24 protein-coding genes are annotated in these 25,336 nt (G+C 65.0%); 23 read left to right on the top strand and 1 reads right to left on the bottom strand.

The genetic code is table 11. The annotated features are described in order from the left end of the window. Positions 1–13: 13 nt before the first annotated feature. From accC to ABWY06_RS21855, 23 genes are all read left to right on the top strand, one after another. Entirely contained in the window at positions 14–1,363 is a 1,350-nt protein-coding gene (gene accC, locus ABWY06_RS21745) for an acetyl-CoA carboxylase biotin carboxylase subunit (protein ID WP_353927666.1), read from the top strand. A 183-nt stretch (positions 1,364–1,546) separates the two neighbouring features. Further along, positions 1,547–2,434 carry a 50S ribosomal protein L11 methyltransferase gene (prmA, locus tag ABWY06_RS21750; RefSeq protein ID WP_353927667.1) on the top strand — a complete coding sequence of 296 codons (888 nt, stop codon included), beginning with the start codon at positions 1,547–1,549 and terminating at the stop codon, positions 2,432–2,434. A gap of 63 nt (positions 2,435–2,497) precedes the next feature. Then, on the top strand, positions 2,498–3,877 hold the full coding sequence (locus tag ABWY06_RS21755) for a DUF3426 domain-containing protein (protein ID WP_353927668.1): 1,380 nt from the start codon (positions 2,498–2,500) through the stop codon (positions 3,875–3,877). 167 nt (positions 3,878–4,044) lie between these two features. Beyond that, positions 4,045–5,058, top strand: a complete 1,014-nt coding sequence (gene dusB, locus ABWY06_RS21760) for a tRNA dihydrouridine synthase DusB (RefSeq protein WP_353927669.1) — start codon at positions 4,045–4,047, stop codon at positions 5,056–5,058. Next, entirely contained in the window at positions 5,055–5,369 is a 315-nt protein-coding gene (gene fis, locus ABWY06_RS21765) for a DNA-binding transcriptional regulator Fis (protein ID WP_353927670.1), read from the top strand. Before dusB ends, fis begins: the two co-directional genes overlap by 4 nt. Positions 5,370–5,444: 75 nt before the next feature. Beyond that, positions 5,445–7,052 (top strand): bifunctional phosphoribosylaminoimidazolecarboxamide formyltransferase/IMP cyclohydrolase, encoded by a 1,608-nt coding sequence (purH, locus tag ABWY06_RS21770; protein ID WP_353927671.1) that lies wholly within the window; start codon positions 5,445–5,447, stop codon positions 7,050–7,052. 199 nt (positions 7,053–7,251) lie between these two features. Continuing rightward, positions 7,252–8,547, top strand: coding sequence for a phosphoribosylamine--glycine ligase (gene purD / locus ABWY06_RS21775; protein WP_353927672.1), 1,296 nt, complete (start codon positions 7,252–7,254; stop codon positions 8,545–8,547). 109 nt (positions 8,548–8,656) lie between these two features. After that, the gene (locus ABWY06_RS21780) at positions 8,657–11,428 is read left to right on the top strand and encodes a hybrid sensor histidine kinase/response regulator (protein ID WP_353927673.1); all 2,772 of its coding nucleotides are present in this window, start codon (positions 8,657–8,659) and stop codon (positions 11,426–11,428) included. Positions 11,429–11,582: 154 nt separating this feature from the next. After that, a complete protein-coding gene (gene tspR, locus ABWY06_RS21785; RefSeq protein WP_353927674.1) occupies positions 11,583–12,182 on the top strand; it encodes a type III secretion system genes modulator TspR in 600 nt (199 codons plus the stop codon). A 221-nt stretch (positions 12,183–12,403) separates the two neighbouring features. Continuing rightward, positions 12,404–13,672 carry an urea ABC transporter substrate-binding protein gene (gene urtA, locus ABWY06_RS21790; protein ID WP_353927675.1) on the top strand — a complete coding sequence of 423 codons (1,269 nt, stop codon included), beginning with the start codon at positions 12,404–12,406 and terminating at the stop codon, positions 13,670–13,672. 85 nt (positions 13,673–13,757) lie between these two features. Continuing rightward, entirely contained in the window at positions 13,758–15,329 is a 1,572-nt protein-coding gene (urtB, locus tag ABWY06_RS21795) for an urea ABC transporter permease subunit UrtB (protein WP_353927676.1), read from the top strand. 44 nt (positions 15,330–15,373) lie between these two features. Further along, positions 15,374–16,405 carry an urea ABC transporter permease subunit UrtC gene (urtC, locus tag ABWY06_RS21800; RefSeq protein ID WP_502948238.1) on the top strand — a complete coding sequence of 344 codons (1,032 nt, stop codon included), beginning with the start codon at positions 15,374–15,376 and terminating at the stop codon, positions 16,403–16,405. Next, complete coding sequence (urtD, locus tag ABWY06_RS21805; RefSeq protein ID WP_353927678.1) at positions 16,402–17,262, top strand: urea ABC transporter ATP-binding protein UrtD; 861 nt, start codon at positions 16,402–16,404, stop codon at positions 17,260–17,262. Before urtC ends, urtD begins: the two co-directional genes overlap by 4 nt. A gap of 215 nt (positions 17,263–17,477) precedes the next feature. Continuing rightward, positions 17,478–18,176 carry an urea ABC transporter ATP-binding subunit UrtE gene (gene urtE, locus ABWY06_RS21810; RefSeq protein WP_353927679.1) on the top strand — a complete coding sequence of 233 codons (699 nt, stop codon included), beginning with the start codon at positions 17,478–17,480 and terminating at the stop codon, positions 18,174–18,176. Between the two features lie 80 nt (positions 18,177–18,256). Next, positions 18,257–19,078, top strand: coding sequence for an urease accessory protein UreD (locus ABWY06_RS21815; protein ID WP_502948236.1), 822 nt, complete (start codon positions 18,257–18,259; stop codon positions 19,076–19,078). A gap of 3 nt (positions 19,079–19,081) precedes the next feature. Continuing rightward, the gene (gene ureA / locus ABWY06_RS21820) at positions 19,082–19,384 is read left to right on the top strand and encodes an urease subunit gamma (protein WP_353927681.1); all 303 of its coding nucleotides are present in this window, start codon (positions 19,082–19,084) and stop codon (positions 19,382–19,384) included. 49 nt (positions 19,385–19,433) lie between these two features. Then, positions 19,434–19,964, top strand: coding sequence for a GNAT family N-acetyltransferase (locus ABWY06_RS21825; RefSeq protein WP_353927682.1), 531 nt, complete (start codon positions 19,434–19,436; stop codon positions 19,962–19,964). Positions 19,965–19,971: 7 nt separating this feature from the next. Beyond that, complete coding sequence (locus ABWY06_RS21830; protein ID WP_353927683.1) at positions 19,972–20,532, top strand: GNAT family N-acetyltransferase; 561 nt, start codon at positions 19,972–19,974, stop codon at positions 20,530–20,532. Then, positions 20,529–20,834 carry an urease subunit beta gene (locus ABWY06_RS21835; protein WP_353927684.1) on the top strand — a complete coding sequence of 102 codons (306 nt, stop codon included), beginning with the start codon at positions 20,529–20,531 and terminating at the stop codon, positions 20,832–20,834. The genes ABWY06_RS21830 and ABWY06_RS21835 overlap by 4 nt, the downstream gene beginning before the upstream one ends. Positions 20,835–20,943: 109 nt before the next feature. Further along, the gene (ureC, locus tag ABWY06_RS21840) at positions 20,944–22,644 is read left to right on the top strand and encodes an urease subunit alpha (protein WP_353927685.1); all 1,701 of its coding nucleotides are present in this window, start codon (positions 20,944–20,946) and stop codon (positions 22,642–22,644) included. Positions 22,645–22,962: 318 nt separating this feature from the next. Continuing rightward, positions 22,963–23,259: a hypothetical protein gene (locus ABWY06_RS21845; RefSeq protein ID WP_353927686.1), complete on the top strand. Its 297-nt coding sequence runs from the start codon at positions 22,963–22,965 to the stop codon at positions 23,257–23,259. Between the two features lie 134 nt (positions 23,260–23,393). After that, on the top strand, positions 23,394–24,131 hold the full coding sequence (locus tag ABWY06_RS21850) for a substrate-binding periplasmic protein (RefSeq protein WP_353927687.1): 738 nt from the start codon (positions 23,394–23,396) through the stop codon (positions 24,129–24,131). A gap of 82 nt (positions 24,132–24,213) precedes the next feature. Beyond that, positions 24,214–24,603 (top strand): TipAS antibiotic-recognition domain-containing protein, encoded by a 390-nt coding sequence (locus ABWY06_RS21855; RefSeq protein WP_353927688.1) that lies wholly within the window; start codon positions 24,214–24,216, stop codon positions 24,601–24,603. Positions 24,604–24,622: 19 nt separating this feature from the next. Here the strand turns inward: ABWY06_RS21855 and ABWY06_RS21860 are convergent, their stop codons facing one another. Further along, positions 24,623–24,889, bottom strand: a complete 267-nt coding sequence (locus ABWY06_RS21860) for a DksA/TraR family C4-type zinc finger protein (protein ID WP_353927689.1) — start codon at positions 24,887–24,889, stop codon at positions 24,623–24,625. Positions 24,890–25,336: the final 447 nt, after the last annotated feature.

Consider the following 25,336-nt stretch of genomic DNA (forward strand, 5'->3'; position numbering starts at 1 on the left):
CGGAGAGCCTGCGATGTTGGAAAAAGTGCTGATTGCCAACCGTGGCGAAATCGCCCTGCGAATCCTGCGCGCCTGCAAGGAGCTGGGCATCAAGACCGTCGCGGTGCACTCCACCGCCGACCGCGAACTGATGCACCTGGCCCTGGCCGATGAATCGGTCTGCATCGGCCCGGCGCCCGCCGCACAGTCCTACCTGCATATCCCGGCCATTATCGCCGCCGCCGAAGTCACCGGCGCCACGGCCATCCACCCGGGCTACGGCTTTCTCGCGGAAAACGCGGACTTCGCCGAGCAAGTGGAAAAGTCCGGTTTTGCCTTTATCGGCCCGAGCGCCGAGACCATCCGCCTGATGGGCGACAAGGTATCGGCCAAGGCGGCCATGAAAAAGGCCGGCGTGCCCACGGTCCCAGGCTCCGATGGTCCGTTGCCGGAAGATGAAGAGACCGCCCTGGCGATCGGCCGCGAAGTAGGCTATCCGGTGATCATCAAAGCCGCCGGTGGCGGTGGCGGACGCGGCATGCGCGTGGTGCACAGCGAGGACGAGCTGATCAAGTCGGCCAAGCTGACCCGCACCGAGGCCGGCGCCGCTTTTGGCAACCCCATGGTGTACCTGGAAAAATTCCTGACCAACCCGCGCCATGTGGAAATCCAGGTGCTGTCCGACGGCCAGGGCCAGGCCATCCACCTGGGCGACCGCGATTGCTCGCTGCAACGCCGGCACCAGAAAGTGCTGGAAGAAGCGCCCGCCCCGGGCATCGATGAAAAGGCCCGCCAGGAAGTGCTCGACCGCTGCGTTCGCGCCTGCATCGAGATCGGCTACCGCGGCGCCGGCACCTTCGAGTTTCTCTACGAAAACGGCCATTTCTACTTTATCGAGATGAACACCCGCGTACAGGTCGAGCACCCGGTTTCGGAGATGGTCACCGGTATCGACATCGTCAAGGAAATGCTCAGCATCGCCGCCGGCAACAAGCTGTCCTTCACCCAGAAGGATGTGGTGATCCGTGGTCACTCGCTGGAATGCCGGATCAACGCCGAGGATCCGGCCAGCTTTATGCCCAGCCCTGGCAAGGTGACCTACTTCCATGCCCCGGGCGGTAACGGCGTGCGGGTCGACTCCCATTTGTACAGCGGGTACACGGTGCCGCCGAACTACGATTCGCTGATTGGCAAGCTGATCACCTACGGCAGCACACGGGAGGAAGCGTTGGCGCGCATGCGCAATGCCCTGGACGAAATCGTGATCGACGGGATCAAGACCAATATCCCACTGCACCGCGACCTGGTCCGCGATCCCGGCTTCTGCAAGGGTGGGGTCAATATCCATTACCTGGAACACAAGCTGGCGATGGATAAGCACTAAATCGAGCGGCAAGCTGCAAGCCTCACGCAGCACGCTGTACGATATGCACCTCAATGGAGCGGCCTCGGCCGCTCCTTCTTTTTCTTGCAGCCTGCAGGGGGCAGCCACCCGCCTTGCAGCTTGTAGCTACTTTTTGCAGCTTGAAGCTTGTGGCTTGAGGCTGCTTGCCGAAGGAAAGCCCCCATGCCCTGGTTACAAGTCCGTCTCGCCATCACCCCGGAACAGGCGCAAACCTACGAAGACGCCCTGCTGGGCATAGGCGCCGTGTCGGTGACCTTTATGGATGCCGAAGACCAGCCGATCTTCGAGCCGGACCTGGGCACCACGCCGCTTTGGTCGCACACCCATCTGCTGGCCCTGTTCGAAGCCGACACCGACGAAACCGACCTGCTCGCGCACCTGCAGCTGCTCAGTGGCGCCCCCTTGCCGCCGTTGCAGATCGAGCGCATCGAGGATCAGGACTGGGAGCGCAGCTGGATGGACAATTTCCAGCCGACGCGCTTTGGCCAGCGCCTGTGGATAGTCCCCAGCTGGCACACCGCGCCGGAGCCAGAGGCAGTCAACCTGCTGTTGGACCCCGGCCTCGCATTCGGCACCGGCACCCACCCGACCACCGCGCTGTGCCTGGAGTGGCTTGACGGGCAGGACCTGGCAGGCTGCCAGCTGCTCGATTTCGGCTGTGGTTCCGGCATCCTGGCAATAGCCGCGCTGCTGCTGGGCGTCGAGCGGGCGGTGGGCACCGATATCGACATCCAGGCCCTGGAAGCCTCCCGCGACAACGCCGGGCGCAACGCCATCGACCCCGCGCGCTTCCCCCTTTACTTGCCCGAAGACCTGCCCCAGGAGCCGGTCGACGTGCTGGTGGCCAATATTCTGGCCGGTCCACTGGTCGCCCTGGCACCCCAGCTGATCGGACTGGTCAAACCCGGCGGACGCCTGGCCCTGTCGGGCATTTTGGCCGAACAGGGCGAGGAAGTCGCCGCCGCCTACCGTGCCGCGTTCGACCTCGACCCCCTGGAAGTCCGCGAAGGCTGGGTGCGCATCAGCGGCCGGCGGCATCTCCTGGCGTAAGCCTGCATGGGCCAACGCCCAGCCTTGGGGTAGACTAACGCCTCGTTTTTCCTGGACCGCCGCATGACCGACAGCTTCGTCACCCAGTGCCCGCAATGCCGCACCAGCTTCCGCGTGAGTCGTGCCCAGTTGGGCGCCGCCCATGGCGCGGTGCGGTGCGGTGCCTGCCTGCATGTGTTCAATGCCGCCCAGCAATTGCAGCATGAACTGGCCAGGGCAGTGGCACCCGCCGTAGAGCTCGCGCCGCTGATGCCGGCGCCCAGCCCGCCGGTGGCGCCCGCACCGCCAGCGAACGCGGAAAAAAAAGCCAGTGACACCTTGTGGATTCATGACGACCTGGACCTGGACAGCCTCGACCTGGACGAGGAGCTGGCGAAGCTGGAGCAACAGGAGCAGCAGTTTTCCCAGGAGTTCCTGGCGCTCGAACGCAACCCCAAGCCGCTCGACAACCCGCTAAAAACCCGCGAGCCGGCTCACGACAAGCACGATGAAGGCTGGGCCGAGGCGCTGCTGGCGGACGAGACACCTGCCCCGCTGGTCCCGCGCTCGATCCCTTCGCTGATGCCCCGGACACCCGAGGTGGCGCCAACGGTATCGATCCCGCCGCGCCCGACCCCACTGTTGGATGTCGGGGAGCCCGGGGAAACCTGGCACAAGCCAGCCAGCACGGCACCCGCCCCTGCCGCAGCGTTAACACTCGGCGCTGAAGCGGACCCAGCGCCGTTCGGCGGCGCCCGTACGGGTGCACGCAAGCGCCTGGAGGACGCACCTGAAGCGGCAGCCGAGGAGAGCGAACAGCGCGACGAGCCCCCTGAGAACGAGGCTCCACCGCCACGGGCGGCGCGTCGCGAGCGGCGGGCGCGGGAACGACCGGCACCGGCCATCGCTGCGCGCAGCGAGGCGGACCTGTTCGACCTCGCCGAGGAACCGCTGCAGCTGGATTGGCAGCCGCCAAGCAAACCCTGGGGACGCTGGATCGGCTGGGGGCTATTGAACCTGCTGGGTATCGCCGCCCTGAGCGGGCAGTACCTGTGGTACCACTTCGATGAGCTGGCTCGCCAGGACCAGTATCGCCCCTGGTTCGAACAACTGTGCCCGAGCCTGGGCTGCAGCCTGCCCTCCAAGGTCGATATCAGCCTGATCAAGAGCAGCAACCTGGTGGTGCGCAGCCATCCGGAGTTCACCGGGGCCCTGGTGGTCGACGCCATCCTCTATAACCGTGCCCCTTTCGCCCAGCCGTTCCCCCTGCTGGAAATGCGCTTCGCCGATATCAACAGCCAACTGCTCGCCAGCCGACGCTTCAAGCCCAGCGAGTACCTCGCTGGCGAACTGGCCGGCCAGCTGGAAATGCCACCGCAAACGCCGATCCACATTTCCCTGGACATCCTCGACCCCGGGATCAAAGCGGTGAACTACAGCCTCAGCTTCCACTCCCCCGAGTAGCCCGTCGCGCCGGTTTTCCGGCGCGCGCGCGTGCCAGCCACGCATCTTAAACTGCTCAGAATTTGTGCAAAACGACCTTTATCCGGTCATCGAGAGCGGGTATTATGCCCACCCTTTTTCGCACTCTCCGATCGACCCAAGAGCAGCCTCCTCAGCAGGGAAGACCCATGTCGGCGGTACGCATCGGCCCATACACACTACCCAACGCCCTGGTGCTCGCGCCGATGGCCGGGGTGACCGATCGTCCGTTTCGCGCCCTCTGCCGCCGTTTGGGTGCTGGGCTGGTGGTATCGGAAATGGTGACCAGCGACATGCGCCTGTGGCACACCCGCAAGTCGAGCCTGCGCCTGATGCATGAAGGGGATCCGGAACCGCGTTCGGTGCAGATCGCCGGCGGCGATCCGCAGATGCTGGCGGATGCGGCACGGGCCAATGTGGCCCTGGGCGCGCAGATCATCGACATCAACATGGGCTGTCCGGCGAAAAAAGTCTGCAACAAGGCCGCCGGTTCGGCGCTGATGAAGGACGAACAACTGGTGCGGGCCATTGTCGAGGCGGTGGTCGCCGCCGTCGACGTCCCGGTGACCCTGAAGATCCGCACCGGTTGGGACCGGACAAACAAGAATGGCCTGGTCGTCGCGCAGATCGCCGAACAGGCCGGTATCCAGGCCCTGGCCGTGCACGGACGCACGCGCGCCGACCTGTACACCGGCGAAGCCGAGTACGACACGGTGGCCGCGATCAAGCAGGCGGTGTCGATCCCGGTCTTCGCCAATGGCGATATCGACTCGCCGGACAAGGCCCGGCGAGTGCTCGAGGCCACCGGTGCCGATGGCCTGCTGATCGGTCGGGCCGCCCAGGGGCGGCCCTGGATTTTTCGCGAAATCGCCCACTACCTGGCGACCGGCGAATACCTGCCGGCCCCCGGGCTGGAGGAAGTGGAAGGCATTTTGCTGGAGCACCTGGCCGCCCTGCATGGGTTTTACGGCGAGGTGATGGGCGCGCGAATCGCCCGCAAGCATGTCGGCTGGTACCTCGCTACCTTGCCGGGGGCCAAGGAGTTTCGGGCCGAGTTCAATCGTCTGGAGAACACGGACGCGCAGTGCGCCAAGGTTCAGCAGTTCTTCGCTGAACACTATTCAAACCTGAGCACAGGGAACGAAAAGGGGGTGGCCGCATGACGTTGATGACAGAGACCTTAGTGAGTGGAACCGTGAGCGAGAACGCCAACTTGAAACAGCACCTCAATACGCCGAGCGAAGAAGGGCAAACCCTGCGCGGCAGTGTGGAAAAGGCGCTGCACAACTATTTCGCCCACCTCGATGGTCAGGACGTCTCCGACGTCTACAACCTGGTGTTGTCCGAAGTCGAAGCGCCGTTGCTGGAAACCGTGATGAATTATGTCAAGGGCAACCAGACCAAGGCTTCCGAGCTGCTGGGCCTGAACCGCGGCACCTTGCGCAAGAAACTCAAGCAATACGACCTTCTTTAACACAGCGCGGGGCCTGGAGTGGCACGCCCGGCCACTCAGGTGTCGGCCCCTCGCCTGCAGCCCCCTGGAACCCCTATGACCGACCAGACCCATCGCCTTCCCGTACGCCGCGCGCTGATCAGCGTCTCCGACAAAACCGGTATCCTCGAGTTCGCCCGCGAACTGAGCTTGCTGGGCGTCGAGATCCTTTCCACCGGTGGCACCTTCAAGTTGCTACGGGACAATGGCGTGGCCGCGGTGGAAGTCGCCGACTACACCGGGTTTGCGGAAATGATGGACGGCCGGGTCAAGACCCTGCACCCGAAGATCCACGGTGGCATCCTGGGCCGTCGCGGCATCGATGACGCCATCATGGCCGAACACGGGATTCGCCCGATCGACCTGGTGGCGGTCAACCTCTACCCCTTCGAAGCGACGGTGGCCAAACCCGGTTGCGACCTGCCCACCGCCATCGAGAATATCGACATCGGCGGCCCGACCATGGTCCGCTCGGCGGCGAAGAACCATAAGGACGTGGCCATCGTGGTCAACGCCGCCGACTACGCCGCCGTGCTCGACGGCCTCAAGGCCGGCGGCCTGACCTACGCCCAGCGCTTCGACCTGATGCTCAAGGCCTTCGAACACACCGCAGCCTACGACGGCATGATCGCCAACTACCTGGGCAGCGTGAACCAGGCCGCCGAGACCCTCGGCACCGAGGACCGCCACGCGTTCCCGCGCACCTTCAACAGCCAGTTCGTCAAGGCCCAGGACATGCGCTACGGCGAGAACCCGCACCAGAGCGCGGCGTTCTACGTGGAAGCCCACCCGGCCGAAGTCGGTATCGCCACCGCGACCCAGTTGCAAGGCAAGGAACTGTCGTTCAATAACGTCGCCGATACCGATGCCGCGCTGGAATGCGTGAAAAGCTTCGTCAAGCCGGCTTGTGTCATCGTCAAGCACGCCAACCCCTGCGGCGTCGCCGTGGCCCTGGATGCCGAAGGCGGGATCCGCCAGGCCTATGAACTGGCCTACGCCACCGACACCGAGTCGGCCTTCGGCGGCATCATCGCCTTCAACCGCGAGCTGGATGCCGAAACCGCCAAGGCCATAGTCGAGCGCCAGTTCGTCGAAGTGATCATCGCGCCGAGCATCAGTGCCGGGGCCCGTGAAGTGGTGGCCGCCAAGGCCAATATTCGCTTGCTCGAATGCGGCCAATGGTCGTCCGAGCGCGCGCCGGCCTGGGATTTCAAGCGGGTCAACGGCGGGTTGCTGGTGCAGAGCCGCGACAACGGCATGATCGGCGCGGCCGACCTGAAGATAGTCACCCGCCGTGCACCCAGCGAACAGGAAGTCCACGACCTGATCTTCGCCTGGAAAGTGGCCAAGTACGTCAAATCCAACGCCATCGTCTATGCCAAGAACCGCCAGACCATCGGCGTCGGTGCCGGCCAGATGAGCCGGGTCAATTCCGCCCGGATCGCCGCGATCAAGGCCGAACATGCCGGCCTGCAGGTGGCCGGTTCGGTCATGGCTTCGGATGCCTTTTTCCCGTTCCGTGACGGCCTGGACAACGCGGCCGCTAATGGCATCACCGCGGTAATCCAGCCCGGCGGCTCGATGCGCGACGCCGAAGTGATCGCCGCCGCCGATGAAGCCAATATTGCCATGGTGTTCACCGGCATGCGCCATTTCCGCCACTAAAATCGGCCGCACTCGGACAGGCATCTGCGGCGTTGCCCGGCCCTTCCCCCATGCTCATTGCCAGACGGCAACTCCGCTGGGTGAAGGATCGGGCGCCTTGCATCTACCAGCCCGATCGCGACCTCGACATTTGTAGGGTGGATAACGCTTTGCTTATCCACCGAAAGGGCCACGGCCCAGCCTCCCCCAGGAGTCCGACATGAACGTACTGATTATTGGCAGCGGCGGGCGTGAGCATGCCCTGGCCTGGAAAGTCGCCCAGGACCCACGGGTCCAGAAGGTCTTCGTCGCCCCGGGCAACGCCGGTACCGCCATCGAGCCCAAGTGCGAGAACGTCGCCATCGAGGTGCAGGCCCTCGAGCAATTGGCTGACTTCGCCGCGGCCAACGTGCAACTGACCATAGTCGGCCCGGAAGTACCGCTGGTGGCCGGCGTGGTCGACCTGTTCCGCAGCCGTGGCCTGGACTGCTTCGGGCCGACCAAGGGCGCGGCCCAACTGGAAGGCTCCAAGGCGTTCACCAAGGACTTCCTGGCACGCCACAAGATCCCCAGCGCCGACTACCAGAACTTCACCGACGTTGACGCCGCCCTGGCCTACGTGCGGAAAAAAGGCGCGCCCATCGTGATCAAGGCCGACGGCCTGGCCGCGGGCAAGGGCGTAATCGTGGCAATGACGCTGGCGGAGGCCGAAGCGGCAGTGCGCGACATGCTGGCCGGCAATGCCTTTGGCGAGGCGGGCTCGCGGGTGGTGGTCGAGGAATTCCTCGACGGCGAGGAAGCCAGCTTTATCGTCATGGTCGACGGCAAGAACGTGCTGCCCATGGCCACCAGCCAGGACCATAAACGGGTCGGCGACGGCGACAGTGGCCCCAATACCGGTGGCATGGGGGCCTACTCCCCGGCGCCGGTGGTGACCGCCGACGTGCACCAGCGGGTCATGGACCAGGTGATCTGGCCCACCGTGCGCGGCATGGCCGAGGAAGGCAATGTCTACACCGGCTTCCTTTACGCCGGCTTGATGATCGACGCCGCTGGCAACCCCAAGGTGATCGAGTTCAACTGCCGCTTCGGCGACCCGGAAACCCAGCCGATCATGCTGCGCCTGCAATCGAGCCTGGTGCTGTTGGTCGAGGCCGCCCTCGCCCAGGCCCTCGACAAGGTCGAGGCGCAGTGGGACCCACGCCCCAGCCTGGGCGTGGTGTTGGCCGCCGGCGGCTACCCGGGTGAGTACGCCAAGGGTCAGGCGATTCATGGCCTCGACGCGGCGGGCGCGCTGAACGGCAAGGTCTTTCATGCAGGCACCGTATTGCAGGACGGCCAGGTGCGGGCTTCCGGCGGCCGGGTGCTGTGCGCCACCGCACTGGGGGAAAGCGTCTACGCCGCTCAACAGCAGGCCTATGCCTTGGCCGCCGCCATCGACTGGACCGGTTGTTTCTACCGCCGGGATATCGGCTACCGGGCCATCGCCCGGGAACAGGACGAAGTCAAACGGTAATATTCGGCAAAAAAACTACCAAAGGCAGCCAAACGGCTGCCTTTGGCGTATTACCCCAGGCAATCGCGTGGCTATAATCGGGCCACTAACCTTCGAAGGGATTTCGCCCGTGCTTCGGCTCAGGATCGCCATAGGACTCACCGTCAGCCTGCTGTTGAGCGTATTGGGCCTACTTCCCGTACAGGCGGCCGAAGACCCCACACCCTGGTCAGTGCTGCTGGACAACCAGGCCCAGCTGCAACTGGACGACATCCGTTCGCCACGTTACCGCCCGCAGTTCACCCCGACCCCGCTGAGCGAGATCTACACGCCCGGCGGTGAGCGCGCCCTGTGGTTGCACCATCGTCTGCCGGTCGCCGACCGTGAACAGCTGCTGCGCGTGTTCGCGCCGTACCTGACGTACCTGGACCTCTACGTGCTGCAGGGTGATCAATTGATTGCCCATACCAAAACCGGCAGCAACTTGCCCTTCGCCGACCGACCGCTGCCCAGCCGCGACTTCCTGATGCCGCTGCCACAGGCCCGCGAGCCACTGGACCTGTACTTGCGCCTGGCCTCCGAGCACGCCTTGCGCCCCGGCATCAGCCTGCAGAGTTCGGCCGAGTTGGCCGCGGACGACAGCCGCGGGCTGCTGTTCGGCGTGCTGCTGGGCACCCTGGCCATGCTGGTGCTCTATAACCTGGTGCGCTTTGCCTACACCCGTTCCTACAGCGGCCTGTGGTTGGCCGCCTGCGCCGCCTGCGTGTTATCGGCCAGCGTCAGCCTGCTGGGCATCAGCACGCCCTGGCTGGGCGCCTTGCAAACGCTGCAACCGCAGATCGCCAACCTGTCCATGCTATTGGCCATGCTCTGCATACTGGCCTTCACGCTCAGCTTCTTTCGCGGGGTCTGTCCAGATACCGCGCTGAACCGTCTGTTGACCATCGAAATCGCCCTGATCGGACTGACCTGCATGGTGCTGCTGATCGCCACCGACCTGCAGTTCAACCAATGGGTCTACCTGATCGCGGCGCTGGCCGGGCTCAGCGCGCTGGCCGTCGCGGCCCACCACTGGCGCCACGGCTACCGTCCCGCACGGCTGTTCAGTTTGGCGCTGCTGGTGTTTTGCGCCTCGCTGCTGGCCACCCTGCCGCCCTTGTTCGGCTATGGCGCGGTGCAGAGCGACTGGCTGCTGTTCGGCGTGTTGTCGGCCGCCGCGCTCACCGGTTTTATGCTGAGCATGGCCTTGAGCGAGCGACAGCGGCGCATCCTCCAGGAAGAGTTCAGCAGCAGCCGCGCCCTGGCCGCCAGCTCGGCGGAACTCAAGGCCAAGGCGGAATTCCTGGCCAAGATCAGCCACGAAATTCGCACGCCCATGAATGGCGTGCTCGGCATGACCGAACTGCTGCTCGGTACGCCGTTGTCGACCAAGCAGCGCGATTACGTGCAGACCATCCACAGCGCCGGCAACGAATTGCTGACGCTGATCAACGAAATCCTCGACATCTCCAAGCTGGAATCCGGGCAGATCGAGCTGGACGACGTGCAGTTCGACCTCACCGCGCTGATCGACGACTGCCTGGATATCTTTCGCGCCAAGGCCGAGCAGCAGAAGGTCGAACTGATCAACTTCATTCAACCGCAGGTACCGCGGGTGATCGGCGGCGACCCCACGCGGCTGCGCCAGACCCTGCTGAGCCTACTGGACAACGCCTTCAAGCAGACCGCCGAAGGCGAGGTGCTGCTGGTGGTGGCTCTCGACAACAGCGGGACCGGTACGCGCCTGCGCATTGCCGTGCAGGACAGCGGCCGGCCACTGGAAGCCAGCGAGCGCGATGCCCTGCTCAATGCCGAGCTGCACAGCAAGGATTTTCTCGCCGCGACCAAGCTCGGCGGTCGCCTGGGCCTGATCATTGCCCGCCAGCTGGTGCGCCTGATGGGTGGCGAGTTCGGCATCCAGAGTGGCGGCACGCAGGGCAGCACCCTGTGGCTGAGCCTGCCGCTGGATGCCGAACGCCTGGAGCAACCGGCCAGTGACCTGGACGGCCCGTTGCAAGGCGCGCGCCTGCTGGTGGTGGACGATAACGACACCTGCCGCAAGGTGCTGGTGCAACAGTGCACGGCCTGGGGACTGGCGGTCAGCGCGGTGCCTTCCGGCAAGGAAGCCCTGGCGCTGCTGCGCACCAAGGCACACCTGCGCGAGTACTTTGACGCCGTGCTGCTGGACCAGGACATGCCCGGCATGACCGGCATGCAGCTGGCGGCCAAGATCAAGGAAGACCCCAGCCTGAACCATGACATCCTGATCATCATGCTCACTGGCATCAGCAACGCCCCGAGCAAGATCATCGCGCGCAATGCCGGGATCAAGCGCATCTTGGCCAAACCGGTGGCTGGCTATACGCTCAAGACCACCCTGGCCGACGAGTTGGCCCAGCGCAACCATGGCAGCGCCAGTTCGGCCCAGGCGGCGATCAGCGCACCGCTAAAGGTGCCCAGCGATTTCCGCATTCTGGTGGCCGAGGACAACAGCATCTCGACCAAGGTCATCCGCGGTATGCTCGGCAAGCTGAACCTGCAACCGGACACCGCCAGCAACGGCGAGGAGGCGTTGACCGCGATGAAAAACCAGCAGTACGACCTGGTGCTGATGGATTGCGAGATGCCGGTGCTCGACGGTTTTTCCGCCACCGAACAGCTGCGCGCCTGGGAGCAGGTCGAGCACCGCAGCCGCACCCCGGTGGTGGCCCTCACCGCGCATATCCTCGCCGAACACAAGGAACGCGCCCGGCTGGTCGGCATGGATGGACATATGGCCAAGCCGGTCGAGCTGTCGCAACTGCGCGAGCTGATCGAACACTGGGTCGCCGAGCGCGAGCAGCGCCGCCTGCAGCCGTCCTGACGGCGGCCGGGCCGGTGCCCATGGATGTGGCTCGAAGCACGAGGCAATAACCCCTACACTAATGCCCTATCGTCCTGGCGACCTCCCGGTCGTCGCGCCAGGGGCCCTGTCAGTCACCGGGGCCCACCGTTCCGTCCTGACCAAGAGCCTCGCCATGCTGTCCGAGCTGTTCAGTCTGTACCTGAGTTTGCTGGTGCTCTACAGCCCGTTTTTCGTGCTGTCCTGTTTTATCGGCCTGACCCGTGGCTACACGGTCAAGGAACGCAAGCGCCTGGCCTGGAAGGTGGCGCTCGGGGTGCTGGTCTCCAGCGTGCTGCTGTACCTGTTCGGCAACAACATCTTCGGGCTGTTCGGCATCACCATCGATGCCTTCCGCATCGGCGCTGGCAGCGTGCTGTTTATTTCCGCGCTCGGCATGGCCCAGGGCAAGCCGGTGGTGCAGGCCGACAACGTCCAGCAGGACGTGACCATAGTGCCGCTGACCATTCCGCTGACGGTCGGCCCCGGCACCATCGGCGCCCTGTTGTTGATGGGCGCCAGCCAGCCGCATTTGCAGGACAAGGCGCTGGCCGTGGTGGGCATCGCCATCGCCAGCCTGACCGTCGGCGTGGTGCTCTACCTGTCGAACCAGTTCGAACGCCTGCTCGGCGACCAGGGCCTGCAGATCGTCAGCCGTCTGATGGGGCTGTTCGTTTGCGCCCTGGCCGTGCAGATCATCTACACGGGTGTGCGCAACTACCTGCTGGCGGGCTGAACCATTGCCCCCGGCGCGCGCCAGAACGGCGCAATCCGGCCGACCGCTCAGCGCCGTCACGCACTAAAGGGGCGCAACCTGCGCGGCCCAAAAACACCGAAAAAACCCTTATAGCCCTTTAGTTTCAGCGACTTGCGAAGCCTGGCACGGATACTGCGATAGGCCTGGCGACCTTCGGGTCCCACCCTACCGTTGTGCACGGACACCCCAGGAGCCGCACCATGAAACGTCGTCCTCTGCTGAAATCCACCCTGGCCGCCAGCGCACTGCTGCTCAGTGGCCTGTTCCCGTACAGCCTGCAGGCCGCCGAGACCATCAAGGTCGGCATCCTGCACTCGCTGTCCGGCACCATGGCGATTTCCGAGACCTCGCTCAAGGACATGGCGTTGATGACCATCGACGAGATCAATGCCAAGGGCGGCGTGCTGGGCAAGCAACTGGAAGCCGTGGTCGTGGACCCCGCCTCCAACTGGCCGCTGTTCGCCGAAAAAGGCCGACAACTGCTGACCCAGGACAAGGTCGACGTGGTCTTCGGCTGCTGGACCTCGGTGTCGCGCAAGTCGGTCTTGCCGGTGTTCGAGGAACTCAACGGCCTGCTGTTCTACCCGGTGCAGTACGAAGGCGAAGAGCTCTCGCCCAACGTCTTCTACACCGGCGCGGCGCCCAACCAGCAGGCGATCCCGGCCGTGGAGTACCTGATGAGCGAGGACGGCGGTGCGGCCAAACGCTACTTCCTGCTGGGCACCGACTACGTCTACCCGCGCACCACCAACAAGATCCTGCGCGCCTTCCTGCACAGCAAGGGGGTGGCGGACAAGGATATCGAGGAGGTCTACACCCCCTTTGGCCACAGCGATTACCAGACCATAGTCGCCAACATCAAGAAGTTCTCCGCCGGCGGCAAGACCGCGGTGATCTCCACGGTCAACGGCGACTCCAACGTGCCCTTCTACAAGGAGCTGGCCAACCAGGGCCTGGAAGCCACCGACGTGCCGGTGGTGGCGTTCTCGGTGGGCGAAGAGGAGCTGCGCGGCATCGATACCAAGCCCCTGGTCGGGCATCTGGCCGCCTGGAACTACTTCCAGTCGGTGGAAAACCCAGTCAACAGCCGCTTCGTCGCCGACTGGAAAGCCTATGCCCAGAAGCAGAAGCTGCCGGGCGCCGACAAGGCCGTGACCAACGACCCGATGGAGGCCACCTATGTCGGCATCCATATGTGGGCCCAGGCGGTGGAAAAGGCCAAGTCCACCGAGGTGGACAAGGTGCGCGAGGCCATGGCCGGACAGACCTACGCCGCGCCTTCCGGTTACACCCTGACCATGGACAAGACCAATCACCACCTGCACAAGCCGGTAATGATCGGCGAGATCCAGGCCGACGGTCAGTTTTCCGTGGTCTGGCAAACCGAAGGGCCGCTGCGCGCGCAACCCTGGAGCCCCTTTATTGAAGGCAACGACAAGAAGCCGGACCACGCGGTGAAGTCGAACTAGACCGGCAACACCCGCCCCCTGCCCGCTGCGCACCGGGCAGCGGGTCGCCTGACCCGATCAGGTTCCCGTTCAGAAGGATTCTGCCATGCCCACCGCCTTCTACCGACTGCTCGTGTCACTGGCGCTGCTGCTGCCGGTGATGACCCATGCCGGCGATGCCGCCGACTTCGTCGGGGCCAATTCGACCCGGCAGGCCAGCCTGCTGGAAAGCTGGGCGGCCCAGCCGGACGCCAGCCGCCTGCCCCTGCTCGAGGCCTTGCAGGCCGGCCGACTGGCCAGCGACAGCCAGAAAAACCCCTTTATCGAATCGGCCGGCACCTTTGCGGCCGCCGAGGGCCAGGCGAGTCCGGCCGACACCCCGAAAACGCTACGCCTGAACAACCGCCTGCGCGGCCTGCTCAACATCGCGCGGGCCAGTCATGACCTGCTGGCCGAAGACCCGGCGGTGCGCCTGGTCGCCGCCCAGCAGCTGCAGAAAAGCGCCAAGCCGGCCCAGCTCGCCCTGCTCAATCAACGGGTCAGCCGCGAGGAGGACGACCAGGTGCGCAGCGCCCTGACCCTGGCATTGGCCAGCCTGCAACTGGTAGACCCCGACCCGGCGATACGCCTGGCCGCCGTGCGCCTGCTCGGCGAAACCGGCGAACCCCTGGCCCGCACCCGCCTGGAAGGCCTGCTGGCCCCCGGCATGGAAACCGATGACGGGGTACGCACCGCCGCGCAGACCAGCCTGGCCCAGGTCAACCGCCGCCTGTTGATGGGCGAAGTGCTGGGGCAAGCCTTCAGCGGCATGAGCCTGGGCTCGATCCTGCTGCTGGCAGCCCTTGGCCTGGCCATCACCTTCGGCCTGCTGGGGGTGATCAACATGGCCCACGGCGAGATGCTGATGCTCGGCGCCTACGCCACCTACCTGGTTCAGCTGACCTTCCAGCGTCACGCGCCGGAAGCCCTGGCGTTCTACCCACTGGTGGCCTTGCCGGTGGCGTTTTTCGTCACCGCCGCCATTGGCATGGCCTTGGAACGCACGGTGATTCGCCACCTGTATGGCCGACCGCTGGAAACCCTGCTCGCCACCTGGGGCATCAGCCTGATGCTGATCCAGCTGGTGCGCATGCTGTTTGGCGCGCAGAACGTCGAAGTGGCCAACCCGGTCTGGCTGTCCGGCGGCCTGCAGGTGCTGCCGAACCTGGTGCTGCCCTATAACCGCCTGGTGATCATCGCCTTCGCGCTGTTCGTGCTGGGCCTGACCTGGCTGCTGTTGAACCGCACCCGCCTGGGCCTGAACCTGCGCGCGGTGACCCAGAACCGCAATATGGCGGCCTGCTGCGGGGTGCCCACCGGACGGGTGGACATGCTCGCCTTCGGCCTCGGCTCGGGCATTGCCGGCCTCGGAGGCGTGGCCCTGAGCCAGGTCGGCAATGTCGGCCCCGACCTGGGCCAGGGCTACATCATCGACTCCTTCCTGGTGGTGGTGCTCGGCGGCGTCGGTCAACTGGCCGGCAGCGTGTTCGCCGCCTTCGGCCTGGGCATCGCCAACAAGATACTGGAACCGCAGATTGGCGCGGTGCTGGGTAAGATCCTGATCCTGGCGCTGATCATCCTGTTTATCCAGAAACGCCCCCAGGGCCTCTTCGCACTGAAAGGACGGGTGATCGATTGAACCAGCCCCTGTTGCTTACAGCCACGCAGCACCTCGGCCCGCGTCTGTCCCTGCTGCTCGGTGCGGGCCTGCTGAGCGTGCTGCTGGCCTTGCCGTTGCTGTCGCTGCTGCCGGCGGAGCATGCCCTGCACGTCTCGGCCTACGCCCTGACCCTGGTGGGCAAGATCCTCTGCTACGCGGTGGTGGCGCTGGCCCTGGACCTGGTCTGGGGCTATGCCGGGTTGCTGTCCCTCGGCCACGGCCTGTTTTTCGCCTTGGGCGGCTACGCCATGGGCATGTACCTGATGCGCCAGGCGGCGGGCGACGGCCTGCCGGCCTTTATGACCTTTCTCTCCTGGCGCGAGTTGCCCTGGTATTGGGCCGGCACCCAGCATTTTGCCTGGGCCCTGTGCCTGGTGGTGCTGGTGCCCGGCAGCCTGGCCTTTGTCTTCGGTTACTTCGCCTTCCGCTCACGGATCAAGGGCGTGTACTTCTCGATCATGACCCAGGCCCTGACGTTCGCCGGCATGCTGCTGTTCTTTCGCAACGAAACCGGTTTTGGCGGCAACAATGGCTTCACCGACTTTCGCAGCCTCCTCGGTTTCCCCATCACCGCGCCCGGCACCCGCGCCGCGTTGTTTCTCGCCACCCTTGGCTTGCTCTGTGCCAGTTTGCTGCTGGGCTGGCGTCTGGCACGCAGCAAGTTCGGCCGGGTGCTGACGGCGCTGCGCGACGCGGAGAACCGCCTGATGTTCTGTGGCTACGATCCGCGCGGCTTCAAGCTGTTCGTCTGGACCCTGTCGGCGGTGCTCTGCGGCCTGGCCGGCGCGCTCTATGTGCCCCAGGTCGGCATCATCAACCCGGGCGAGATGTCGCCGACCAACTCCATCGAAGCGGCCGTCTGGGTCGCCCTGGGCGGGCGCGGCAGTTTGATTGGCCCGCTGCTGGGGGCTGGCCTGGTCAATGGCATGAAAAGCTGGTTCACCGTGGCATTCCCCGAATACTGGCTGCTGTGCCTGGGCGCCCTGTTTATCCTCGTGACCCTGTTTCTGCCCCAGGGTGTGATCGGTCTGCTGCGCAGGAAAAAAGACGCATGAGAACCCTTGCCCTTGCCGAAACCCTGCTGTCCCTGCCCTATGATCCGGCCCGCGATGCCGGCGCCAGCGGCGAAGCCAGTGGCCTGGGCCACCGTGCCGGACCCGGCCTGGACACCCGCCACGGCACCCTCCTGAGCCTGGAGGGGATCAGCGTCAGCTTCGACGGTTTCAAGGCGCTGAACGACCTGAACCTCTACATCGGGGTCGGCGAGCTGCGCTGCATCATCGGCCCCAACGGCGCTGGCAAGACCACCCTGATGGACGTGATCACCGGCAAGACCCGGCCCAGTGGCGGCAGCGCCTGGTTTGGCGAAACCCTGGACCTGACCCGGATGAGCGAAGTGCAGATCGCCCAGGCGGGCATCGGCCGCAAGTTCCAGAAACCCACGGTGTTCGAAGCGCTGAGCGTGTTCGAAAACCTCGAGCTGGCGCAAAAGACCGACAAGTCGGTGTGGGCCTGCCTGCGGGCTCGCCTGAGCGGCGAACAACGCACGCGTATCGAAGACGTGCTGTCGACCATCCGCCTGGAAGACGCCGCCCACCGGCCGGCCGGGCTGCTGTCCCACGGCCAGAAGCAGTTTCTGGAGATCGGCATGCTGCTGATGCAGGAGCCGCAACTGCTGCTGCTGGACGAGCCGGTCGCCGGCATGACCGATGCCGAAACCGAGTTCACCGCCGAGCTGTTCAAGGGCCTGGCCGGCAAGCACTCGCTGATGGTGGTGGAACACGACATGGGGTTTGTCGGCGCTATCGCCGACCATGTCACGGTGCTGCACCAGGGCCATGTGCTGGCCGAGGGCTCGCTGGCCCAGGTGCAGGCCAACGAGCGGGTGATCGAGGTGTATTTGGGGCGCTGACGCGCCGCGTTCCGGCGACGCGGAGCGTCGAAAGCTGCATTCCCACGCAGAGCGTGGGAACGATCAAAGCAACAAGCAACAAGCAACCCGCAGGGGTCATATGGTTCCCACGCTCCGGCGTGGGACCCCCTCCCGGGACGCTCCGCGTCCCTGCGACGCAGAGCATCGCAAACTGCATTCCCACGCGGAGCGTGGGAACGATCAGAGGCCAACCTATGCTGCAAGTCGACACGCTTCACCAGTACTACGGCGGCAGCCATATCCTGCGCGGCCTGTCGTTCGAGGCCAGGGTTGGCGAGGTCACCTGCCTGCTTGGCCGCAATGGAGTGGGCAAGACCACCCTGCTCAAGTGCCTGATGGGCCTGCTGCCGATCAAGGACGGCAGCGTGCGCTGGGAAGACCGGAACATCACCCCCCTCAAGCCGCACCAGCGCGTGCACGCCGGTATTGCCTACGTGCCCCAGGGGCGGGAGATCTTCCCGCGCCTGACGGTGCAGGAAAACCTGCTGATGGGCTTGTCGCGCTTCAACGCCAAGGAGGCCAAGGTGGTGCCCGCATTTATCTATGAATTGTTCCCGGTGCTGCTGCAGATGAAGGACCGCCGCGGCGGCGACCTGTCCGGTGGCCAGCAGCAGCAACTGGCGATCGGCCGGGCCCTGGCCAGCCGCCCGCGCCTGCTGATCCTCGACGAGCCGACCGAAGGCATCCAACCCTCGGTGATCAAGGAGATCGGCGCTGTCATCAGGACCCTGGCGGCCCGTGGCGATATGGCCATTCTGCTGGTGGAACAGTTCTACGACTTTGCCGCCGAACTGGCCGACCATTACCTGGTCATGGCCCGCGGCGAGATCGTCCAGCAAGGCCGTGGCGACAGCATGGAAGCCCAGGGCGTGCGAGGCCTGGTGACCATATGAGTACGGCAGCTACAGGCCATAAGCCGCCAGCTGCAAGCGGAGCGCAGTTTTCGGCTTGCGGCGTAGCGCTGGCGCCCGCGGTGTTTACCCCGGCCTGGTACGCCGAGCTGGAGCTGGCCTATGGCCGTTTCGGCGACACTACCCGCCCCACCCTGCGCCGTCACCAGGGCCCACTGCGGGTGCAAAAACACCTGTATGGCGACGGCTCCGAAGTGTGCCAGCACATTATCGTGCACCCGCCCGGCGGCATCGCCGGCGGCGATCGCCTGGTCATAAACGCCAACCTGGGCCCCGGCGCCTGGGCGCAGCTGACCAGCCCCGGCGCGGCCAAATGGTACCGCGGCGCCACCCCGGCCTCGCAGCAGCTGAGGCTGCGGGTGGCCGCGGGGGCGACGCTGGAATGGCTGCCCCAGGAGACCATCGTCTTTGCCGGCGCCCAGGTCGAACTGAGCACCACCGTCGAGCTGGAAGGCGATGCCCGGTTGCTGCTGTGGGACATGGTCGCCCTCGGCCGCCCGGCCTGCGGCGAACGCTTCGACCAAGGGTCTTTCCAGTCCAGGTTGGCCATCCGCCGCGACGGCCAGTTGCTCTGGCATGAACGTCAACGCATCGAGGGCGACGACGCCCTGCTCGACTCGCCCATCGGCCTGGGCGGCTGCCCGGTGTTCGCCACCCTGCTGATCACCGGCGAGGTCGAGGCCCAGGTGCTGGAATTCTGTCGCCAGGTGCCGCAGGCTGACAACCTGCGCGGCGACCTGAGTCAATTGCCCGGCCTGCTGTTGGCGCGCTGCCTGGCCCACGAAGCGCTGCATGCACGCGCCTGGCTGGTCGAGCTGTGGCGCCTGCTGCGCCCGGCCCTGCTGGGACGCCCCGCCGTCCCACCCCGTATCTGGAGTACCTAGGACATGGACCTGACACCCCGCGAAAAGGACAAACTGCTGATCTTCACCGCCGGCCTGGTGGCGGAACGTCGCCTGGCCCGCGGGGTGAAGCTCAACTACCCGGAAGCCGTGGCTTACATCTCCGCCGCGCTGCTGGAAGGCGCCCGCGATGGCCGCACAGTCGCCGAGCTGATGCACCTGGGCACCACCCTGCTGAGTCGGGACCAGGTGATGGAGGGCATCGCCGAGATGCTGCCGGACATCCAGGTGGAAGCCACCTTTCCCGACGGCACCAAGCTGGTCACCGTCCACCAACCCATTGCCTGAGCCCACACCCCATGAGCCTCCCTCAACCCCGCCTGGCGAGGACAGTCCGATGACCCTGCGCGATGCCCAGCCTGGCGATCTGCCGGCCATTCTCGAGATCTACAACGACGCAGTGCGCCACACCACCGCGATCTGGAACGACGACCCGGTGGACCTGGCCAACCGCCAGAGCTGGTTCGCCGCGCGCCAGGCCCAGGCCTACCCGATCCTGGTGGCGGTCGATGCCACGGATCGCGTGCTGGGGTACGCCTCCTTCGGTGACTGGCGACCCTTCCAGGGCTTTCGCCACACGGTCGAGCACTCGGTTTATATCCAGGCCGACCAGCGTGGCCAGGGGCTCGGCCCACGCCTGATGCGAGCATTGATCGAACGCGCCCGGCAGGCCGACAAGCACGTGATGGTCGCCGCCATCGAGAGCGGCAATCTCGCCTCGATCCGCCTGCACCACCAGCTGGGCTTCCAGGTCACCGGGCAGATGCCCCAGGTCGGTCGAAAATTCGACCGTTGGCTGGACCTGACCTTTATGCAACTGTTGCTCGAACCGGCCGGACCGGCCGCCAATGGCCTTGACAGGGAGTAACGCCAGCATGTCCCACCTTCAACGCACGCAGGGCACGGAGTCGCCGATAGTGCAGCGCATCGACGCCGAGCACTTTGCCCACTACCGCCCTGGCCTGATCGATTTGTTGCTCGATGCCGTGGGCCAGGGTGCCTCGGTGGGGTTTCTCGCCAACCTCGAGCGCAGCGAGGCCTATGCCTATTTCGACGAGGTGTTGTCGGCGCTGGAAAAACAGCGGGCCCTGCTCTGGGTGGCCGTCGAGGCCGGCCAGGTGGTGGGCAGCGTGCAGCTGGCGCTCTGCCAGAAAGCCAATGGCCTCAACCGCGCCGAGGTGCAGAAACTGCTGGTGCTGCACCAGGCGCGCCGCCGCGGCCTGGGCCAGCGCCTGATGCAGGCATTGGAACAGGCGGCCGGGCAATACCGGCGCGGTTTGCTCTACCTGGATACCGAGGCGGGCTCGGCTGCCGAGCTGTTCTATCAACGCCTTGACTACCAGCGCGCGGGCGAGTTGCCCAACTACGCCTGTGACCCCTCCGGTCAGTACAAGCCGACCGCTCTCTATTACAAGACCCTGGGCCTGCCCGCATGATTCCTGGCGAATACCGCGTCCAAGCGGGTGATATCGAACTCAATGTCGGCCGTCGGACCCTGCGCCTGACCGTGGCCAATGGCGGCGACCGGCCGATCCAGGTCGGCTCGCACTACCATTTTTTCGAAACCAACGATGCCCTGGATTTCGACCGCGCAGCCAGCCGTGGCATGCGCCTGAATATCCCCGCCGGCACCGCGGTGCGCTTCGAGCCCGGCCAGCGCCGGGAAGTGGAACTGGTCGAATTGGCCGGCCTGCGCCGCGTCTATGGCTTTGCCGGCCGGGTGATGGGCGAACTTTAAACGCAACCCATATGTACATGTAGGATGGGTTGAGCGAAGCGATACCCATCCCCCCCCGATGGGTATCGCCGTACCGGCGCAACCCATCCTACGAACAGGATCGGTACCGATGAAGCTTTCCCGCCAAGCCTACGCCGATATGTACGGCCCCACCGTTGGCGACAAGATGCGCCTGGCCGATACCGAGCTGTGGCTTGAGGTCGAACAGGATTTCACCGTTTACGGCGAGGAGGTCAAGTTCGGCGGCGGCAAAGTCATTCGCGACGGCATGGGTCAAGGCCAGCTGTGCGCCGCCGAGGTGGTCGACACCCTGATCACCAACGCGCTGATCATCGACCACTGGGGCATCGTCAAGGCCGATGTCGGGCTAAAAAATGGTCGCATCCACGCCATCGGCAAGGGTGGCAACCCGGATATCCAACCCCGGGTGAGCATCGCCATCGGCGCCAGCACCGAGATCATCGCCGGCGAAGGCATGCTGCTCACCGCAGGCGGCATCGACACCCATATTCACTTCATCTGCCCGCAGCAGATCGAAGAAGCACTGATGAGCGGGATCACCAGCATGATCGGCGGCGGCACCGGCCCGGCCACCGGCACCAACGCCACCACCTGCACGCCAGGGCCCTGGCACCTGGCCCGCATGCTGCAAGCCGCCGACGCTTTTCCGATGAACCTGGGGTTTACCGGCAAGGGCAATGCCAGCCTGCCCGAACCCCTGGCCGAGCAGGTGCGCGCCGGCGCCATCGGCCTGAAACTGCACGAGGACTGGGGCACCACGCCGGCGGCCATCGACAACTGCCTGAACGTGGCCGATCAGTTCGACGTACAGGTCGCCATCCATACCGACACGCTGAACGAATCGGGATTCGTCGAGACCACCCTGGCGGCATTCAAGGGCCGCACCATCCACACCTACCACACCGAAGGGGCCGGCGGCGGCCACGCCCCGGACATCATCAAGGCCTGCGGCCTGCCCAATGTACTGCCCAGCTCGACCAACCCGACCCGCCCGTTCACCCGCAACACCATCGACGAGCACCTGGACATGCTCATGGTCTGCCATCACCTGGACCCCAGCATCGCCGAGGACGTGGCCTTCGCCGAAAGCCGCATCCGCCGCGAGACCATCGCCGCCGAGGATATCCTCCACGACCTCGGCGCCTTCTCGATGATCAGCTCCGACAGCCAGGCCATGGGCCGCGTCGGCGAGGTCATCCTGCGCACCTGGCAGACCGCCGACAAGATGAAAAAACAGCGCGGCCCCTTGCCCGGCGACGGCCCGGGCAACGACAACTTCCGGATCAAGCGCTATATCGCCAAGTACAGCATCAACCCGGCGATCACCCATGGCATCAGCCATGAAGTGGGTTCGGTCGAGGTGGGCAAGTGGGCCGATCTGGTGCTCTGGCGGCCGGCCTTTTTCGGCGTCAAACCGAGCCTGATCCTCAAGGGCGGCTCCATCGCCGCCAGCCTGATGGGCGATGCCAATGCGTCCATTCCGACCCCGCAACCGGTGCACTACCGGCCGATGTTCGCCAGCTACGGCAGCGCCCTGCACGCCAGCAGCCTGACCTTTATCAGCCAGGCTGCGCTGGACGCCGGGCTGCCGGAACAACTGGGCCTGAAAAAACGCATCGCGGTGGTCAAGGGTTGCCGCTCGGTGCGCAAGCAGGACCTGATTCACAACGACTACCTGCCGCAGATAGAGGTCGACCCGCAAAACTACCAGGTCAAGGCCGACGGCCAGCTGTTGTGGTGCGAACCGGCTGAGGTGTTGCCCATGGCCCAACGTTACTTTCTGTTCTGAGCGAGCAGAAGCACTGGTCAGCGCAGGCGCAGCGTCCTGAGCACACCTCTATAGTTATGACTAAGAATGCCGTGGTAATCGCGAAAAATACTAAACCTTATTTTTGACGCGATTCCGTGGCCATTCGCCGCGAAATGCCGAGGGTTTGCGGCTAAGTTGCGTAGCGCTGTCCCGCCATCCTTAGCCCCGAGGCGGGCATTTCCAATACGGCGGTCTAGTCTTGCAGACGCCGCGGCGAGCCCTCGCCCGGCAGAGGGGGTCGGCCCTTCGCGATCGACTTCCGCGTTTATCAGTCATGGATGTTAGGAGAGTGTCGTTATGGACGTAATAGCTGCAGCCGCTTCCGAGACCAAACCCCAGCAAGGCCAGAGCCACCGCTCGGGGTTCAACTTCCAACTTCTGCACAACAATGGCAATTCGATCATTCTCGGCGCGCCTGCCGGGGTGGTGTTCGATATCAAGCAGGATGTCACCGGGACCGACCCGACACCGGTCACCAGTGCCACCAATGGCACGGTGATTACCGGCGGTACCCTCAGCCCCGGTAAGAACTACTACATCGCCAACCCGCAGCACGCCAGTGCCAGCTTCGCGGTCACCCTGTCCCAGGAGTAAAACCACCCGGCGCACCGCAATCGCGGTGCGCCTTGACGCCCTCGCTGTCGCCCCCACCGCACCCTTCACCCTACGCACCGCTTGTGTGGCTATGCTGCACAGAGACTCACCGGCCGGCGTGGAGCAAGAAGACCATGGTTTGTTTACGTCTGTTGCTGGTCATGGCCCTCGGCCTCGGCGCGGAAATGGCCCGGGCGGCCACCCTGATTGCCGTCGACAATGCCAACCCGCCCTTTATGTACCTGCACAACGGCCAGGTCGAGGGGCTGTATCCACGGCTGTTGCAGCGTGTCTTCGAGCGCCTTGGCGAACCGGTGACCTTTCAGGCTTTACCCTGGAAACGCGCCTTGGCGCTCGGCGAAAGCGGCTCCACGGGTATCGGCGGCATCTATAAAAATGCCCAGCGCGAGCAGCTCTACGATTTCTCCGCGCCCTTGCTCGAGGAGCGCATCCTGGTCTATGTCCGGCAGGACCAGCGTTTCGACTTCCAGGGCATCGCCGACCTACATGGCCGGCGGGTGGGCGTCATCCGCGGCTGGACCTACAGCGAAGCCTTCGACCAGGCGGCCAAGCAGGGACACATCCAGGTCAAGGAGAACGCCTCGGACGCGTCCAACTTCAAGATGCTGGCGTCCGGTCGGCTGGATGCGGTGCTGGCCATCGAGCAGGCCGGACAGTACAGCATTCGCCGCCTACACCTGCCGCAGATCGTCGCCCTCGAGCAGCCGCTAAACATCAACCCCACCTACCTGGTATTCGCCAAGTCCGCTCACCGGCAAGCCTTGCTGACGCGCGTCGACCAGATCCTCAGCGCCATGCGCGAGGACGGTTCGCTGACGGCGTTGGTGCAGGACAGTCTGGCCGCGGAGTGACGCGCCGCCCTTCCCATTTCGCCCTCGACACGGCACTCTGCCGAGCGCCGCCCCGCCCATCCCGCACCCGAACAGGACGTTTATGAGCCCCCACGACCTTCCCTCCGACCAGCAGGCTCGCTGCCGCGAGCGTTTGAATCAGGAACAAAGCGCCAGCCTGGCGCAAACCGCCCATTGGCAGCATGTCGATCGCGCTCAGGTGCATGCCGATTGGGACCGTCTCTATCAGGACCTGGCGCGGCATGTCGACACCTGCGCCGCGGACGACCCGCAGGTGCAGGCCCTGATTGGACAGCACTATGCAATCGCTTGCCGTTTCTATACCCCCAGCCGGGAGGCCTATCTGGGGATGGCGCTGTTCTACGGGGAAAATGCCGACATGGCGACCTTTCACAACGGCTACCACCCGCATATGGTGGATTTTATCGGTAGGGCGATCTACCAGTACGCGCAGCACCACCTGCCAGCCTGACGGCTCGGCGTGCGTATCGCTAGCGCAATTGGCTATCCTTGCTGCCGCGGCGGTTATAACCCGCGGCAGCCCCCTGCTGTTTATCCTGTTCGACCTGGCAGGCGATACACAGACGCACGCCCTGGATCGCCTGCCGTCGTGCCAGGGGAATCGGTGTGTCGCACTCCTCGCAACAGGCCCGGCTTTCGCCGCGCGGTAACTGGTTACGTGCACGCTGAACGGCGTCCTCGATGCTGCTGTCGATCTGCTCTTGCACGGCGTCGTCGTTCGCCCAACCGCTGGCCATGGTCGTTCTCCTGGTGCGGATCCCGTTAACTCCTAGATATGCGCATTCAACGCCGCGTTTGCAATGCCAGGTCAGGCCTAACCGACGGGCCGTCGGCTGGGCGGACGTTGAACCATGGCGGCATCGCCCCCCCATTGCGGCCAGCGGGCCACAAGCGATACGCTGCGTGCCAGCCAGCCAGCCAGCCAACTGAGGTGCACCGAAAAGGCGCAGGCCTGCCAGTCTTTTGAGCCAGCGCACACCAGTGCGGTGCTTTTTGCCGCAAGCTTGCCTCTTGCAGCGACCCCGGAAGGGTCATGCAGGAAACGCCTACACCCCGGTAGACGATTTTTGTGGAGAATAAAGGACTATGACTCTCCCCCGCCTGTTCGGCGTAATGGCCATCGGGCTGTGGTCGGGGGGGGGCCCCGCCGCCACGCGGGTGGGGGTGGAGAAATACAAAACCCC

Source organism: Pseudomonas sp. (genome assembly GCF_040514055.1).
GTDB lineage: Bacteria > Pseudomonadota > Gammaproteobacteria > Pseudomonadales > Pseudomonadaceae > Aquipseudomonas.